Source organism: Nonomuraea sp. NPDC051941 (assembly GCF_044593615.1).
On sequence record NZ_JBIUCF010000058.1, the window covers coordinates 1 to 16,069 of the forward strand.

General features: G+C 68.3%; 17 protein-coding genes. 11 read left to right on the forward strand and 6 right to left on the reverse strand.

Annotated elements, in window-relative coordinates; all coding sequences use genetic code 11:
* From ACIHFD_RS56965 to ACIHFD_RS56980, 4 genes are all read right to left on the reverse strand, one after another.
* On the reverse strand, positions 1 to 155 hold a 155-nt coding region (locus ACIHFD_RS56965; RefSeq protein WP_397374124.1), incomplete at its 3' end, for a hypothetical protein.
* A 170-nt stretch (positions 156 to 325) separates the two neighbouring features.
* Positions 326 to 610 carry a DUF305 domain-containing protein gene (locus ACIHFD_RS56970; protein WP_397374032.1) on the reverse strand — a complete coding sequence of 95 codons (285 nt, stop codon included), beginning with the start codon at positions 608 to 610 and terminating at the stop codon, positions 326 to 328.
* Positions 611 to 929: 319 nt separating this feature from the next.
* Positions 930 to 1,409: a hypothetical protein gene (locus ACIHFD_RS56975; protein ID WP_397374033.1), complete on the reverse strand. Its 480-nt coding sequence runs from the start codon at positions 1,407 to 1,409 to the stop codon at positions 930 to 932.
* Positions 1,410 to 1,565: 156 nt separating this feature from the next.
* On the reverse strand, positions 1,566 to 2,534 hold the full coding sequence (locus ACIHFD_RS56980; RefSeq protein ID WP_397374034.1) for a ferritin family protein: 969 nt from the start codon (positions 2,532 to 2,534) through the stop codon (positions 1,566 to 1,568).
* A gap of 396 nt (positions 2,535 to 2,930) precedes the next feature.
* Between ACIHFD_RS56980 and ACIHFD_RS56985 the strand changes: the two genes are divergently transcribed.
* On the forward strand, positions 2,931 to 3,062 hold the full coding sequence (locus ACIHFD_RS56985; protein ID WP_397374035.1) for a cation-transporting P-type ATPase: 132 nt from the start codon (positions 2,931 to 2,933) through the stop codon (positions 3,060 to 3,062).
* On the opposite strand, the gene ACIHFD_RS56990 is transcribed toward ACIHFD_RS56985, so the two are convergent.
* A complete protein-coding gene (locus ACIHFD_RS56990; protein WP_397374036.1) occupies positions 3,022 to 3,258 on the reverse strand; it encodes a pyridoxamine 5'-phosphate oxidase family protein in 237 nt (78 codons plus the stop codon). The two genes, ACIHFD_RS56985 and ACIHFD_RS56990, sit on opposite strands and share 41 nt — an antisense overlap.
* A 287-nt stretch (positions 3,259 to 3,545) precedes the next feature.
* Here ACIHFD_RS56990 and ACIHFD_RS56995 point away from each other — a divergent pair, with 287 nt between their 5' ends.
* From ACIHFD_RS56995 to ACIHFD_RS57025, 7 genes are all read left to right on the forward strand, one after another.
* On the forward strand, positions 3,546 to 4,391 hold the full coding sequence (locus tag ACIHFD_RS56995) for a universal stress protein (RefSeq protein WP_397374037.1): 846 nt from the start codon (positions 3,546 to 3,548) through the stop codon (positions 4,389 to 4,391).
* Between the two features lie 103 nt (positions 4,392 to 4,494).
* On the forward strand, positions 4,495 to 5,151 hold the full coding sequence (locus tag ACIHFD_RS57000; protein ID WP_397374038.1) for a CBS domain-containing protein: 657 nt from the start codon (positions 4,495 to 4,497) through the stop codon (positions 5,149 to 5,151).
* Positions 5,152 to 5,897: 746 nt separating this feature from the next.
* Positions 5,898 to 6,875 carry an Acg family FMN-binding oxidoreductase gene (locus ACIHFD_RS57005; protein ID WP_397374039.1) on the forward strand — a complete coding sequence of 326 codons (978 nt, stop codon included), beginning with the start codon at positions 5,898 to 5,900 and terminating at the stop codon, positions 6,873 to 6,875.
* A gap of 683 nt (positions 6,876 to 7,558) precedes the next feature.
* Positions 7,559 to 8,401 carry a universal stress protein gene (locus ACIHFD_RS57010; RefSeq protein ID WP_397374040.1) on the forward strand — a complete coding sequence of 281 codons (843 nt, stop codon included), beginning with the start codon at positions 7,559 to 7,561 and terminating at the stop codon, positions 8,399 to 8,401.
* 60 nt (positions 8,402 to 8,461) lie between these two features.
* On the forward strand, positions 8,462 to 9,883 hold the full coding sequence (locus tag ACIHFD_RS57015; RefSeq protein WP_397374041.1) for a wax ester/triacylglycerol synthase family O-acyltransferase: 1,422 nt from the start codon (positions 8,462 to 8,464) through the stop codon (positions 9,881 to 9,883).
* A 441-nt stretch (positions 9,884 to 10,324) separates the two neighbouring features.
* Positions 10,325 to 11,164 (forward strand): universal stress protein, encoded by an 840-nt coding sequence (locus tag ACIHFD_RS57020; RefSeq protein WP_397374042.1) that lies wholly within the window; start codon positions 10,325 to 10,327, stop codon positions 11,162 to 11,164.
* Between the two features lie 25 nt (positions 11,165 to 11,189).
* Entirely contained in the window at positions 11,190 to 11,312 is a 123-nt protein-coding gene (locus tag ACIHFD_RS57025; protein ID WP_397374043.1) for a hypothetical protein, read from the forward strand.
* Positions 11,313 to 11,600: 288 nt separating this feature from the next.
* On the opposite strand, the gene ACIHFD_RS57030 is transcribed toward ACIHFD_RS57025, so the two are convergent.
* A complete protein-coding gene (locus tag ACIHFD_RS57030) occupies positions 11,601 to 11,780 on the reverse strand; it encodes a hypothetical protein (RefSeq protein ID WP_397374044.1) in 180 nt (59 codons plus the stop codon).
* A gap of 149 nt (positions 11,781 to 11,929) precedes the next feature.
* On the opposite strand from ACIHFD_RS57030, the gene ACIHFD_RS57035 reads away from it, so the two are divergent.
* The 3 genes from ACIHFD_RS57035 (at position 11,930) to ACIHFD_RS57045 (ending at position 15,882) form a co-directional block, all read left to right on the forward strand.
* Positions 11,930 to 12,304, forward strand: a complete 375-nt coding sequence (locus ACIHFD_RS57035) for a hypothetical protein (protein ID WP_397374045.1) — start codon at positions 11,930 to 11,932, stop codon at positions 12,302 to 12,304.
* 300 nt (positions 12,305 to 12,604) lie between these two features.
* A complete protein-coding gene (locus ACIHFD_RS57040) occupies positions 12,605 to 13,027 on the forward strand; it encodes an ATP-binding protein (RefSeq protein WP_397374046.1) in 423 nt (140 codons plus the stop codon).
* Positions 13,028 to 13,320: 293 nt separating this feature from the next.
* The gene (locus tag ACIHFD_RS57045) at positions 13,321 to 15,882 is read left to right on the forward strand and encodes a cation-translocating P-type ATPase (RefSeq protein WP_397374047.1); all 2,562 of its coding nucleotides are present in this window, start codon (positions 13,321 to 13,323) and stop codon (positions 15,880 to 15,882) included.
* The last annotated feature ends 187 nt before the right edge of the window (positions 15,883 to 16,069 follow it).

The window sequence follows — 16,069 nt, forward strand, 5'->3', positions numbered from 1 at the left end:
ACGTACGTGCCCGGCGTGCGCGACTCGCCGTCCGGGGTGGCGCCCCGGGTGGCGAACCTGCCGTTGCCGAGCGTGCACAACGCCTCCCTCAGTCCTTCTCGACCGAGATCGAGGCCGTCGTACACGATCTCCCAGGCGGGGCCGATGCCGCCCATATCCAGGACGCTACCCACACAAGCCCTGTCCAGCCCTCTCCGGACGCCCCGCCCATGGCCTTAAGGAGCTCTTCAGTGTTCGGATCTTAGGTGAGCGGGAGAAAGTGCAGTCCTCAGGATGGAGCTTCGCGTTTGGCCTACGGCGAGCTCTGCCGTAACGCCTCAAAGGGTTATGCGCGCGGGGCGGGCAGGTTGAGCAGGAGCGGCGAGGCGTCGCTATGCCGAACCGCTTCGCGCGCCGCCGGGCGCCCCGGATACCACTTGGCCAGCCAGTTCTTCATGGTGGCGATCTCGGCGTTTCGCGTCGTGACGATCGAGATGCCCAGGTCGCGCATCTGGGGCCGGTTCGGGCGCTGAAGTTGCCGCGCTGCGGCGACGGCTTCCTGGTGGTGGGCCACCATGTGGGTCGGATAGTCAGGCTCGTCACTGAGTACATGTCGTGCATCCAGCCGCACGGCCCTCTGGGGCCCCGGCCGGTGAGGGGGTCGGCTCCGTAATGAGGGCCGACAGCGGCGTGGTGTCCGCCGCGGCGCCAGCGATGCCGATCACCGCCGCCGCGGTCGCCAGGGTCGATGCGCTCGCGTTCGGCGCTAGCGCCGAACGTTTCGTGCCAGCCTCTCGCTCCTGTCGGGCCGACCCGGACGTGGCCGGCCCGGCAGGCCAGGGCCATGTGACCCTGTTGACCAGGGCAAGCGTCCCGTTGGCATCGCCAGCTCTAGTTCTCGTCGAGGCCGGGAACACGGGGTGCCCGAATCTCGGCGCGGGCGCGGAACGTCACCTGGTCCAGACGGTCTGGGCTCCGCTATGGCCCGCCCGTACTATGACGACGGTGCCTCCCCCGCCGCCGACCAGGGCGAGGACAGCAAAGACGATCAACATGGCGGCGTGCCACCGCGGCCGCGGCGCGGTGCTTTCGTGATGTGAGCGCGGGGTGTGTCCGGTGAGGCGGGTTGCCAGGGAGATGCCCAGCGCGGCCAGCCAGAGCACGATGGCGAACGGCAGGACCTGCTCGCCCTGCTCCTCATGGGCTTCGATGAGTGCGTTCTCTCCGACCTTGTCCATCAACGTCTCACCACTGCTGATCGACACCGGCACGGCGATCAGCGCGATCGTGGCGACGAACAGCACCGCCGGCCACAATCGCCGCGCTGCAGCAGGCCAGAACGCCATCAAGATGGTGCCGAGCGCCGCGAGCGGCACGCACACGACGGCGGCGTGGACGACCAGCGGGTGCAAAGGCAGGCCGAAGAACATGTCCACCTCCTGTCTGGCCCGGCGCCAAGCGCCGGCGATCGCGACTGACGAGGAGTGCCGATGGCCGCAGGCGACACCGGCGGCCATGGCGTCTGGCATCGATCGGCCGGGGGCCTTGGTCACCTTCTCGCAGGTGAACCCGTGCCAGGAGGCTGCTCAGGACAGCCCATCCAGCGCCTGCTGGGAGGCGCGGGCGTGTCCGGCCTCGTCTTCGGCGTTGTGCGAGAAGCGTTCGGCCACCTGGCTGTCACCCGCCGCCTTGGCGCGCTTGGCGAACGTTGGGTACATGGTCTGGGATTCATACCGCTCGCCGGCGATGGCCTTGATCAGGTTGTCATGCGTGCTCCCGACCAGCCCGGCCAGCTTGGCCTCGTCAGCGAAGTGCTCGTGCAGCTCCACATCGGCGTTGCCGTGGAACAGCTTCGCCACGGCCGGATCCTTGGTGTGCTCGGCGTACTGCTGGTACTTGGCATACGCGAGCACCTCACCGTGCAGGGCCGTGTCCAGGTCGGTCTTCGTCTGCTGCGCGCGGACCTCAGGCGCGCCTTGCGGGACCTGCACCGCCTCGGCCTTCGGCGGCACCGGCACGCTGCCCTGGCCAGATTCGGCGGCGCGCAGCGCGGCGCCGAACGCTCGCGCGTGCATGCCTTCGTCACCGGCGATCTCGGAGAAGCGGGCGGCCGCCCGGCTGTCGCCGCCGGCCTTGGCCTGCTGCGCGAAGCCGGGATACATCTTCTGGGACTCGTACCTCTCCCCGGCCATCGCCGCACGCAAGTTCGCGGCGTCGCTGCCGACCAGGCCGCGCAGCGCGGCTTCTTCCTTGAAGTGCTCGCCCAGTTCCACATCGGCGGTGCGCTCGAACAGGCGCGCCACCGACGGCAGATTCTCCCGCTCGGCCTGGGCCGCGTAGAGGCGGTAGGAGGCGTTGGCGAACGCCTCACCGTGCATCGACTGCTCGAGATCTTTCTGGGTTTGCGGGCTCGGCGGGTCCACCGTGTCGGCGGGCGGACCCACCGGTGAGGCGGAAGCGGCGCACCCAGCACCCATGGGCACGCACAGTGCGATGGTGAACGCGCTGGTGATGAGTGCGCGTGCGGACAAGGGGATCATCTCGACCTCCCTCACCTGGTGCGGATGCCTACGGCCATGGTGAGACGGCTTACCTGGCCAGGCGGTCGATAACGGTCATCCTGGCAAAACCACGGGAAGCATGCAGGCCGGATGCAAAGCATGGCCCATACGCAGGGCGGGGCAACCCGGGGTTGTACGTCGGCACCCGGCCATCCGGCTATCCGGCAGGACGGTCGTCACCTCATGCTGTCGATGGATCGCGCTCCCCGGCTGCCCAGCAGGGACACCGTCGAAGGTAAAGCCGCGGCTGACTCGTCCCCAATGGCATAAGTCCGGCGGCCGGGGCGAAGAGGTCACCAGGGCTGGTCCGCGGGACCTTCGACCCTGATCGCACGTCCATGGCTAGCGAGGATGAGGAAAAGCGTCCTACGAGCGGGGAAAGAGTAGGAGATGAGCGAACCGCTGGTCCAGTCCCGATCGGGGCTGTCGTCGGCGGAGGCCGCCGCGCGGCTGGAGCGGGACGGTCCGAACCTGCTGCCCGCTAGACCACCCATCCCGCTGTGGCGGCGGGGCCCTGGATGAGGGCACTCCAGCCCTCCCGCTGGGCTTCGTCGGCCCGGTCGACCTGGAAGCCGATCTTGATTTCCACCCCTTCCAGACCAGTGCACAGGTCCTGGTCCATGGGACCGCCGTGAGCGGTGCGGAAAACGATGGCGCCGTCGTGGAGCCTGTAGTTCACGGGCAGCACCGTGGGTCCGTCCGGCCCGTTGAACGCCACTCGGCCGATGTCGCCGGTTGCGAGCAGTCGCAGGCACTCCTCGGGCTCAAGGACCCAAGGTCGGTTCGGCCGCGGCGGGTCCAGGGCCGAGATGGTCGGGACGGTAGCTGATGCGACGTCCGAAGTCGTCGTTACCTGTCATGAGCGTGCCCTCCCTGGTCAGGTCATGAAGCTAGCCATCGGTCACGCCGGCCGACAGGGTCCTTCGGTCCTTGGGTGACCGACCTTCGGCCCTGCTGCGGATGAGGACGAGCGCGGTCCTATGGGTGTGGCGAAGGAGGCACATCATGATCATCGTAGGCGTGGACGGCTCCGTGACCTCGCGGGCCGCGGTCGAATGGGCGGCCGACGACGCCTTCCGCATGCGGATGCCGCTGCGGATCGTGCACGCGGTGGACCTCTTGCCGTACCAGATCGGCAGGTACCCCAACGCCGCCCTGCCGGACGTGCTGCTGCGTGAGGGACGCCGGATCCTGCGCGAGGCAGAGGCGCTCGTCCACGAGCGACAGCCCACGGTCGAGGTCACGAGCCAGGACGTGGAGGGTTCGCCCGCCGCGGTCCTGCGCGAGCAGGCCGAGGGCGCCGCCGAGATCGTGGTCGGCAGTCGCGGGCTGGGCGGGTTCGCCGGTGCCCTGCTCGGCTCCGTCAGCATGCACGTGGCAGGCCACGTGCACTGCCCCGTCGTGGTGGTGCCCGAGGGACACCGGCCGATGCACGGCGAGGTCGTGGCCGGGGTCGACGACTCAGCGGAATGCGAGCCCGCGCTCGCCTACGCCTTCGAGCAGGCGAAGCTCCGCGGCAGCGCGCTGCGGGTGGTACATGCCTGGCAGCTGCCGGTGCACGCCTTCGCCCCGGAGATCAGCAGCTACGACGTGGACGAGGTCCGCACGGCGCAGCACCAGGTCGTCCGCGATCGGGTGGCGATCTTCAGCGAGGACTACCCGGAGGTGAAGGTGCTGGAGGACGTCCAGTCCGCGCATCCGGTCAACGCGCTCACCGACGCCTCCGAACGCGCGGACCTGCTTGTGGTGGGTTCGCATGGGCGAGGAGCCCTGGGCTCGATGCTGCTCGGCTCGGTCAGCCGGGGCGTCCTGCACCACGCCCACTGCCCGCTAGCGGTGGTCCGCGCATAGCAATTGCCGTCAGGACCTTGGTCCCCGGCATGGGGGACATTCGCCACTGCAGGGCCGGCCGCCGGTGGAAGAGCGTGAGAAGGGGAACGTGAGGAGGACCGTCATGTCGATCGAAGTCAGGAACGTCATGGGGCGGGTGGCCATCGCCGTCCGGGAGGATGCGTCGTTCTCCGAGATCGTGGACGCCATGCAGCGGTTCGCGGTGGGCGCGGTGACCGTGATCGACGCCGACCGGCGGCCGGTAGGCGTGGTCTCCGAGGACGACCTGCTGCTCAAAGAGGCCGATACGGCAGGTCACAACGTGTCGATCTTCGAGTCCCGCAAGCGGAAGCGAGAGCACGAGAAGGCGGCGGGGGTGAAGGCGGTCCAGTTGATGACCACGCCGGCGATCACCGTCACGCCGGGCACCTCTGTTCGTGAGGCGGCCCAGTTGATGCACGCCAAGCGCATCAAGCAACTGCCCGTGATCGACGCGGTCACCCGAAGGATCATCGGTACGCTGCACCAGCGTGATGTGTTGCGGGTCTTCACCCGCCCGACCGAGGCGCTGGAGACGGATATCAGAGCTGTGCTACCCCGTCCCGAAGAGTTCACCATCAAGATCGAGCAAGGGGTGGTGACGATCAGCGGCGTGGTCGAGTGGAAGTCCCAGGCCATCGGGCTGACGGAGCTGATCCGCATGGTGGAGGGCGTCGTCGACGTCAGGTCCGCAGTGACCTTCGAGAAGGATGACCTCCTCATCGTCCCATCCGGGATGTAGCCGGCTTCGCGGATGCCAGGCCCCGCCGAACCTGGCCATCGACATGCTGACACAGATGTTGGCGGCCGGGTTCGAGTCGTACATCGGTGGAACGGGTCCCGGTCAACGACGGCGGGATCAGCCATGACAGGGAGGCAACTACGGGCGAGGCTGTCAGACGCGTAAACCATCGATCATTGACGGCGGTCGACCCGTAACCTGGCGGCCAACGCGGCAGCCTGGGTGCGGCGGCTGCATGTTGAGCTCAGCCAGCACGTTGGAGACGTCGTTCTTGACGCCTTCTCCGCCAGGAACAACCGTTCGTCGATCTGTCAGGCGGGGATCCGGCGGCCGGACACCTGCTCGGCATCGACCACGATGTAGTAGTCCCGGCTGCCCGGTGCCCAGGGGTAACGTCGCCAGGCGGTCCATCTCGTCCGGGTCGGTCACGGCCCTCGCGTGCCCCACCGCGGTGACAGATCAGCCGGTACGCAGCTCCGGATCGAACTCGTCGGCCTCGAAGGCCACCACGGCCCGGCGGGTGGGATCGCCCTCTGGCTGCGGGAGAAGTACTCGCAGGCTAGGTTGAGATGATCAGGGCTGAAGCGCCCCACGGTTCACCTGAAAGACTTGCAGGAGTGGAGAATCCCCGACCACGCCCCTCTGCGTCAAAGAGGCCGAAGACCCTGGTAAGGGGGACCTTCGGCCCTGATCGGCGCACCTACCGCGTGATGCCCTGGATGCAGGGTCCCGCGGAGGTGGGAGTCATGACAATCCTTTCGGCGAAACACGCAATCGACACCGCGGTAGAGGCCGCACGCTGGGCGCCGTCCATCCACAACGCGCAGCCCTGGGCCTTCTCCATATCGGAGCAGGAGATCAGCCTGCGCGCCGACACCGACAGGAAGCTGCGTGTCAGCGACGTCGCGGGCCGCGAGTTGGTTATCGGTTGCGGCGCGGCGCTCTTCACCATGCGTACAGCCATGCGGTGCGAGGGCATCGAGCCGATCGTACGAACCTTGCCGGACCCGGACCGACCATCGTTGCTCGCCACGCTCCGGCCAGGTGCCCGAATGGACGCCGACGAATCCATCAGGACTCTGGGCGCGCAGATCGAACGTCGCCGTACCCACCGCGCCGGCTTCGCCGATGTGCCGGTGCCGGACAGGCTGATCGAACGGCTGATCCGCGCCGCCGCGGAGGAGGGCGCCACGCTGACCCCCGTCCGCTCCCCGGAGGCGGTCCGGGTAATCGCCGCGCTCACTCAGGCCGCTCAGGGTATTCAGGCGCAGGACCGCCGCTTCAGCCTGGAGGTGATCCGCTGGGCGCAGCCACCGGGCAGTCTGCGCAAGGATGGCGTACCCGCGGAGGGTTATCCACGTCAGACGGTACGTACCGACCCGGACTTTCCCCAGCGGGACTACTCCTGGCGGCATGATTGGGGCAGCCAGGCCGACCAACGAACGGCAACCTCCGTCGGGATCGTGGCGCTGCTCACCACGCCGGGTGACAGCCGCCAAGAGTGGATCGACACCGGGCAAGCGTTGCAGCACGTCCTGCTGCACGCCGCCGCTCACGGCGTCAGTGCGGCCTTCCACACTCAGGCGCTGGAGATGTGTCTGCTACGTGAGCTCTTGCGACGCGAACTCTGCTCGGACGAATACCCCCAGATGGTCATGCGACTCGGCATCACCTTCGATGAGAAGTCCTCGGTCCGCCGCTCCCTATCCGAGGTCATGGACTGAGAATCACGCCGAAGGGACATCTCTGATCCAGACAGTGGAGCTTGCAGTGGTCCCTGCACGGCAGGACAGGCGGACGCGCGACCGCACCGTTGCTGCTCGCAAACCAAGGGTTTAGGGGTAGCGGAGGGGCCTCTCATAAGCTGCTGAGCGACCACTGACCCGCGCCGTGACAACCTTCGCGAATCGCCCCTGGGAACCGAAAGGAAAGCGCTCCTCGATCACATCGCCGTCTTGCTCGATGGCCGTACCTATTCGCTCCCGGACCTGTTCCTTCTCCGAGGCGTACAGATCTGACACGATCCGTTAACCCCCATGTCAGTGAGGCTGCCTAGTGATCGGGATGGGCTTGGACACGGGTGTATTACCCAAAACCCATGGTGTAGAGCGTTGTGACCGTGGGGACATGTCTCTCCGGGACAACAGACGAGGCCTGTGGCGTTCCGTCCCGGCTTTTCGACGATCCCGGCCCCGCCATGACCTCGCCACGTGCGATGTCAGTACCCGAACTCGGCGACGGATATGACGCCATGGTGCCCGGCCGCAGGTCATCCGAAGAGTGTCTCCCCGTCGCGGTGAGGTCTGGACGACTTGGTCGATCAGGTCGTTGGGCATGTCCGCCCAGGGACCTATGGCCCTTGGGCGGCGCAGCCACACGGTGTGCCATGGGAGAAAGGGAGGCTGACATGATCGTTGCAGGTGTTGACGGGTCGGACGCGGCCCGCGCCGCAGTGGCTTGGGCGGTGGATGACGCAAAGCGCAGGCACGAGCCGCTGCGCATCGTGCACGCCGTGAATCAGGATCCGTACCGGTTCTCGAGGTTTCACGCTTCTCCCGAGCCAGAGCTGCTGGCGCGGATGGCGCAGGACCTGGTGAACGAGGCAGCCGAGCAGGCGGGCGAGCGTCAGCTCGATGTCGAGGTGTCGACGGAGATCGTCGAGGGGCCCGCGGCGGTGGCGCTGCGTGAGCAGGCCAAGGACGCGACCGAGATCGTCATCGGCAGCCGAGGGCTGGGCGGGTTCGAGGGGGCCCTGCTCGGGTCGGTGAGCTTGCACGTGGCCGGTCAGGCGCACTGCCCGGTGGTCGTGGTGCGGCCGGAGCAGGAGTCCGTGCGTGGTGAGGTGGTGGTCGGCGTGGACGACTCGCCGGAGTGCGAGCCCGCGCTGGAGTTCGCCTTCCGCCAGGCCGAGCTGCGCGCCAGCACGCTGCGCGCGGTCCACGCCTGGCAGCCGCCGGTGCAGCTGTACGCCCCGCAGGTCAACTACGACCCCGACGACGTCACGGCGGCCGCCAACCAGGCCGTCGCCGCCAGGATCGCCCGGTTCCGGGAGGCGCACCCGCAGGTCGTGGTGGTCGAGGACGTGCGGCGCGCCCACCCGGTCGACGCCCTGGTGGCGGCGTCGGCGCAGGCCGCGCTCGTGGTCGTCGGCTCGCACGGGCGCGGCGGGATCCGTTCGGCGCTGCTGGGTTCGGTCAGTCACGGGGTGCTGCACCACGCCCGATGTGCCGTGGCCGTGGTGCGGCAGTGAACGGATCGGTCGTCTCGCCGCCGGTCGCCATCCGTGCGGCGAGCTAGCTGAGATAGAAGCATGCGGCAGCTCAGCGCGCTGGACGCGCAGTTCCTCAACTTCGAGACCGCCACCAACGTGGCCAACGTCGGCGGGCTCAGCGTGCTGGCCAGGGACCTGCCGAAGGAGAAGATCCTCGACAGACTGGCAGAGCGGATGGCAGGGGTGCCGCAGCTACGGCGACGGCTGGTCTGCGTACCTCTCGGTCTCGACCACCCGTACTGGGCCGACAGCGACGAGGTCGACCTGGACCATCACGTCCGGGAGCTCACACTCACGCCTCCCGGCGGCGACAAGCAGCTGGCCGGGCGGGTGGCCCGGCTGCACGCGCGGCGGCTGGACCGGACCCGCCCGCTGTGGGAGATGTACGTGATCCACGGCCTGGCCGGCGGCCGGTGCGCCCTTTACACCAAGGTCCACCACGCCGCCGTCGACGGGCTGACCGGAGCCGAGGTGCTGGCCGCGCTCATGGACCCCACCCCCGGGACGGTCGCGGGCGAGCCGGAGGCCGCTCCAGGGCTGTGGCGCATGCTGGCCAGGAGCGCCTGGCACCTCGCCGCCAACCCCGCGCACCTGCTGAGGTTCGCGGGTGAGGCGCTGCCGGTGCTGGACCAGCTCCCCTTCTTCTCACGGCTGCCCGGCGCGAGAGGCCTGTCGCGGCTGATGCGCCGCGAGGCCCTGCCCGAGCTGCCGGATTTCGCCGCTCCGCATACCCCGCTGAGCGGTCCGGTCTCGTCCCGTCGCCGCTATGCCTTCGTCGAGCTGTCGTTGACGGACGTCAAGCGTGTGAAGAACGCCTTCGGCGTCACGGTGAACGACGTCGTGATGGCGCTGGCGGCCTCCGCGTTGCGGCGCTGGCTGATGGAGCACAAGGCGTTGCCGGAGGTTCCCCTTGTCGCGGGTGTGCCGTTCTCCGTGCGCAGACAGGTGGGCACGGATGAGGGCAACCAGGTCAGCATCATGATCGCGCAGCTGCCCACGCAGGTGGCGGATGCCCGTCAGCGGCTCGAAGCCGTGAGCGAGGCGATGCGGCAGATCAAGGAACGGTTCGCCCTGACGCCGGCCCGCTTGCTGCGGGACCTGAGCGAGAGCCTGCCCGCCGCGCTGAACGGCCTGGCCGACCGCGCCGCGCTCGATCTGGTGGGCCGGACCGCGCCACCCATCAACGTGATCGTTTCCAACATCCCCGGGCCGCAGTCCCCGTTGCGGATCGCCGGGGTCAGGCTGCTGTCGCACTACCCGGTGTCCGCGGTCACCGATGTGAGCGGCGGCCTGAACATCACAGCCTTCTCCTACAACGGCCGCCTCAACGTCGGGATCACCGCATGCCGAAAGCTGGTGCCCGATGCAGGGGCATTCTCCGGCTACCTTCGCGCGGCCCTCGACGAGCTCAAACCGATTCGCAGAAGGCGGGACACGGCCGGAAGCCGCGGCCACGCCTAGGAACCGCGCGACACCGACGTGTTCCCGAAGCCGACCGCGCAGGGCCCCAGCACAACCAGTGAGTGGTGCCGTCACGTTCGAGTGGGGCGGCGTCACCGGCGGGTCTCGCTACCGGTACGTCCCGACGACCCAGCCCGGCTTCGCCTACCTCCGTCGGTCGTAGGCTGGAATATGCGCCGTCGGCGGTGGCCGGGCCGACAACACCCACGCCTGTGTCACTGCACCACTGCCTGGCCGTACACACCCCGGCACTGGCCACGGCCTTCATGCTCGACCTGCACACCTCGTAATGGCATGTGCGGTGCACCCGGCGCTGCATCCGATTGCCCCCTTGGGGTTGAGGACCAATGTCACTCCCATTCGGGACTTCGTCCCCGAGTGCGGCGGGTTCGTGGTCGCGAAGGTGGGTGTGAGAGATCCGACCTGTGAAAGCGAGGCGTGATGGCTGGTCACATCGTGGTCGGTGTGGACGGGTCCGCACCGGCGACCGCGGCGGTTGAGTGGGCCGCGGCCGACGCACAGAGGCGTGATCTGGCCGTGCGGATCGTACACGTGTGCGAGCAATGGCCGCACAGCGAGAGTACGGAGTACTGCACCCGTGCGCTGGAGGCCGCCGCCGATCGAGCGCGGGAGCTCACCAGAGGCGTCGAGGTGACGACGGAGATGCTCAAGGGCAACGTGATCGATGATCTGATCGCGGAGTCGAATTCGGCGGACACCCTGGTGGTGGGCAGCAGAGGGCTCGGCGGGTTCGCCGGGATGGTGCTCGGCTCGGTCAGCATGGCCGTGGCCGGGCACGCCGCCGCACCGGTCATCGTCGTCCGCGCTCCCAGCGCGCTGTGGCATGGCAGGGTCGTGGTGGGCTACGACGGCTCCGGGCACTCCGAGGCGGCCATGGCCTACGCGGTCGAGCAGGCCAGGGCCCGAGGAGCGCAACTGCACGTGGTTTCCGCATGGCAGGTACCGGTGTTCTCCCCGTACGCGGTCACGTACAGCAGTCTGATCGAGGACGTCATGCGGCAGGAGGCCCACGTGGCGCGAGAGCGCGTGACTCCCTGGCGCGAGAGCAACCCCGATCTCGTCATCACCGACGAGCAGCCGTGCGAGCACCCGGTCAAAGGGCTGATGGACGCGGCCCGGACGGCCGACCTGGTCGTGGTGGGCTCGCGTGGGCTGGGCGGTTTCACCTCGGCGATGCTGGGCTCGGTCAGCCACGGCGTGCTGCATCACGTGGGCTGCCCGGTCGCGGTGGTACGACCGCGCGCGAATGGGGAGTCATGACCGTCGAAACGCTGGCCGCCGGGCGATGAGCCGGGTGCTGGGGGAGGTCAAGCCGAACAAGTCGCCGTCGATGACCTGGGAGCTGATGCGCCGCGCCAAGGTGCATCACCCCCCGGCCGTCGAAGAGCGGCACGTGTTCGGCATCTGACGCGTGAGCAGGTGGCGGCGTCCTGATCGGGCCGACCTGAGAAGCAGTCCAGCCACCAGGTGGCGCCGACGTAGAGCTTCTACGTCATCGGGACGCGGGGCCGCTGGTGTCAGGTGAGCTGGAGCGGGCCGGGCGGTGAGGTAAGAGCCTCGCGGCGCTGTTCCCCAATCCCGGCATCATGACGCGATCGCTTCCAGCACCAGACAGGCGCCTGGTGGGCATCGGCCCGCCTGGCGCGATCATCTGAGGGGCGGGCCGAGTCACCCGCGGCTGGCTCGCGGTGAAGTGCTAGACGCTGGGTGCCAGGCCGGCCGAGGTCCGGTGCAGGTTCTCCACCGTCCGTACCAGCGCCAAGTTCGCCGCGGTCAGAGAACGGACCTGCTCTTCCAGATCAGAGACTCGCTTCTTCAAGGCCAGCAGCTCAGCGTCGAGCGCCGGCGACTCCATGAGCCTCCGCCCACCCATCATGATGCCCTCCCTCTTTGAAGCGAACACGCTCATCGTCGCCGCCGGAGAGCACTGTGGTACAGCGGCGAAAGTCCGCGGACAGCGGGACCAACGGCACTGGCCGCACGAGTCGGCCGGGTGGAGCCTCGATGCGAAAGGAGATGACAGCGATGAGGCTGACCTGGAAGGACGCTCTGGCGACAGTGGTTGCGGGGACGAACATCGCCATCTACGTCGCCTTTACCCAAGGCGTGGATGTGCCCTTCATCGACAGCGTGCGCGGCGCCGCGGGCGCCATTCTGCTGCTCGGCATAGTGGGTGGGTGCGCGCTGAGCTCGGTCGGCGAGGAGTACATGGGCAGAGGAGGGCCGTACCTGCACCTGGCGAGCGCTTTAGGCAGCATCGCCCTCATCACGGGCGGGCTCGTCCTGATCGCAGGCAGCGAGCTGGCTCTGGCCCTGCTGTTCTACGCCACCATCGCGCTGTGGCTGATGGCCACCATCCGACACGTACTTTCTCCCTCGAAGACGGAGACGCCCAGGTGAAGGAGGGGCCGAAGGCCCTCGAGAGGCTGCCTTCGGCTAGCGCGGCCCATTGCCGGAGATATTCATAGATGAGCGGCTCGACCACCTCATCCTGCGTGTTCGACTCCGCCCTCACCCAGGCGAGCGAGGACCTGGTCAAAGGTCCTCGGCTGGTACGACAACGACAACAAATGGCGCTGAGCCAACCGGCTGGCCAGCATGGCCCAGGGGATGACATGAACCGAATCCAGAGCACTTCGCCTGCTCAGTGGGGACTTTCGGCCTCTGCCCGGCGGACGGTAGGTCGCCAATAGTAAGGACATGGAAACGCTGCTCACCACGAACTTCGACGAGCACTGCCTGACACGCACGCGCCACGACCTCCTCGGCAAGGCACACGAGCAGGGCATGGTGGGAGAGCGGCTCATGGATTTTCTTGTGGCGGTCAACGAGTGCGTGGTCAACGCGGTGGAGCATGGCGGTGGGCGGGGCAGGCTCAACCTCTGGCGAGAGGACGGCCACCTGTTGTGCGAGATCAAGGACTCCGGGCCTGGAATCTCGGCGCAAGCACTCATTCAGGTCCGGTTACCCCCGTCTGCCTCCCCAGGCGGCAGGGGTATCTGGCTGATGCGCCGTCTCACCGACAGCGCCGTCTTCACCGCCAGCCCCGACGGCACCACAGTGCGGATGAGCATGCGGCTACCCCAGCCTTCGAAAGACGATCTTGAAGGGGGGCATCGCTGACCTGACGAGTGAGGCACAGCAAGGCAGGGCACGGCTGGATCTGACCCCTGAGATGGAGACACGCGGTAGCTCAGCACGCTGAATGCGCCGGGCATTGGGCGTTGTGAATCAGCAGGACGGCTGCGTCCTCTGACTCCGCTGGAGATGGCCAACAGTTGCGATGCACCTGCCATTCGGCCTTACCCAAGAGGACCTTCGCTTCTGGTTCGGAAGTTCGTCAGCTGCGAAAACAGGTAGGCGGGAAGATACGGCGCGCCTGCCCACCGGAGGGCTGCGGATCAAGGAGGAACTCGGTGATTCTCATACCCTCCGGACTATCGTCTGCGGAGGCGGCGGTGCGCCTGGAGCGGGATGGCCCAAACCTGCTCCCGCAGAAGCCGCCCATCCCACTGTGGCGGCGAGTCGCCACCCAGCTTCGCGATCCGCTGATCATCGTCCTGCTCGTGGCGGCGGCGTTGACCGTCGCCACGGGCGACTGGACCGACACCGCCGTGATCATGCTCGTGATCGTCGTCAACACCTCGGTCGGGGTCGCGCAGGAGGTGCGCGCCGACCGGGCCATCACGGCGTTGTCACAGCTCACGGCGCCAGTAGCGCGCGTGATCCGCGACGGCTCCCAGACGCAGCTTCCGGCGGCCGATGTCGTCGTGGGAGACCTGCTGGTGCTGGCCGAAGGCGACATCATCGTCGCCGACGCCACCGTGGTGGAGTCAGCGGCACTGCTCGTGGACGAGTCGTCCTTGACGGGAGAGTCGGTGCCGGTGGACAAGGCCGACGACGACCCGGTCTCCTCCGGCACCGTCGTGGTACGGGGCCGTGGCCGGGCAGCGGTCACCGCCGTGGGGGCGGCGAGCGCGAGCGGCCGGATCGCGTCCATGATGGTCAAGGGGGCCGGCCTGACGCCATTGCAGCGGCGCCTGGTGGGGGTCGGCCGCTTGTTGGCCGGCGTCGCGGTTGCGCTGTCCGCGCTGGTGCTGGCGCTGGGATTGGTCCACGGGCAACCGGTCGAACTGATGGTAGTGACTGCGATCAGCCTGGTGGTCGCGGCCGTACCCGAGTCGCTGCCCGCGGTCGTGACCCTGAGCCTGGCCTTGGGGGCTCGCCGGATGGCCGCGCGCAAGGCGCTCGTCCGCACGCTGCCCGCCGTGGAAACCCTCGGCGCGGTGACCGTGCTCGCCACCGACAAGACCGGCACCCTCACCGAGGGCCGGATGGTCGCCAGGCGCCTCTGGACTCCGACGGGAGAGGCCACGGTCACCGGATCCGGATACGCACCCGACGGCCAGATCGTGCGCGACGACTCCCTCGGCAGCACGAGCCTAACCGGCCTGCTGGTGGCAACCGTGCTGTGCAACGACGCGAGATTGTCGCCGCCGCAGGAGCCCGACGGGGAGTGGACGGCGCTGGGCGATCCCACCGAGACGGCTCTACTCACCGCCGCCGCCAAGCTCGGCCTGGACCGCAAGCAACTGCAAGAGCGCTACCCACGGGTGGCCGAACGCCCCTTCGACAGCGAACGCAAACGGATGAGCACCGTACATCACCTCCCCGACGGACATTGCCGGGTGATCTGCAAGGGCGCGCCCGAAGTGCTGCTCCGGCAGCCTGTCCTGGCCGACGACCCGGTGCTGCTGGCCCGCGCCGCCGCGCGCGCCGAGCAACTCGCCCAGGCAGGGTACCGGGTCCTAGCCGTCGCGAGCCTCGATCTGGACACCGTTCCGGAGGCAGCGCCAGAGAGCGGGTTGTCATTGCTCGGGCTGATCGCGATCCAGGACCCGCCGCGTCCCGCCGCGGCCACCGCGATCGCCGCCTGCAAGCAGGCCGGTATCAGGCCGCTCCTCATCACCGGCGATCATCCGGGCACCGCTCGGGCCGTCGCCACCGATCTGGGCATCATCGCCGCCGACGATCCGGTCGTGGATCTCCGGGATCCTGGGACGCCCGATCAAACCAAGGCCAGCGTGTACGCCCGGGCCACGCCCGAGCAGAAGCTGCAGATCATCCAAGACCTCCGCTCCGACGGACAAACACTCGCTATGACCGGTGACGGCGTCAACGACGGCCCAGCGCTCCGACGCGCCGACATCGGTGTGGCCATGGGCAAACGTGGCACCGAGGTCGCCCGCCAGGCAGCAGACCTCGTGCTCGCCGATGACAACCTGGACACCGTCGTCGCGGCCGTCGAGGAGGGCCGCCGGGTCTACGCCAACATCCGCCGCTTCCTGGTCTACGGCCTGTCCGGCGGAGCAGCCGAGATCGCGGTGATGTTGCTGGGGCCCTTCGCCGGCCTCGCGCTCCCCCTGCTCCCCGCCCAGATCCTGTGGATCAACCTGCTCACGCACGGACTGCCCGGCGTGGCCCTCGGTGGCGAGCCCGCCATACCAGGAGCCATGACCACCCCACCACGGCCACCCAGCCAGAGCATCCTGGGCGCAGGGCTGTGGCAGCGCCTGATCCGCATCGCCGTCGTCCTCACCGCCGTCACGCTCGGAGTGGCCGTCTGGGCCCACCAGACCGGCCGCCCCTGGCAGAGCATGGCCTTCTTCGCCCTCGGCGCCACCCAACTCGGCGTCGCTCTCGGCTCCCGCACCCGGCCAGGCACGCTGGCCAACCCCATGCTGCTGCTCGCCGTCGCCGGTGCGCTCGTCCTGCAACTTGCCGGACTTTACCTCCCACCGCTCCAAGAGCTGCTCAGCACCGAACCGCTGGCCCTGAGCGACCTGCTCACCGTCAGCGCACTATCGGTCCTCGGCTACGCCGCCGTCCGCCTCGACCGGATCCTGCACCCGTCCCGGTCGCCACGGCCCGTCCAGCCCTCGCCCGTACCCGATCTATCCGTCCACGATGATCGATAGCGGGCGTGGTCCCGGGAGATCCGTCAGCTTTTGGAGGTCAATGGGAACCTCTGGCTCAACTGCGGCAATCGGCAGCCCGACGGCGCGGAGCGGATTCGTCCCTCCTCATACGGACTCGGCTGAAGGAGGAGATGAACGAGGAGCCTGCTCGTCCGGGCCTGTGCAGACGGTCCTCCAAGCTTTCCGG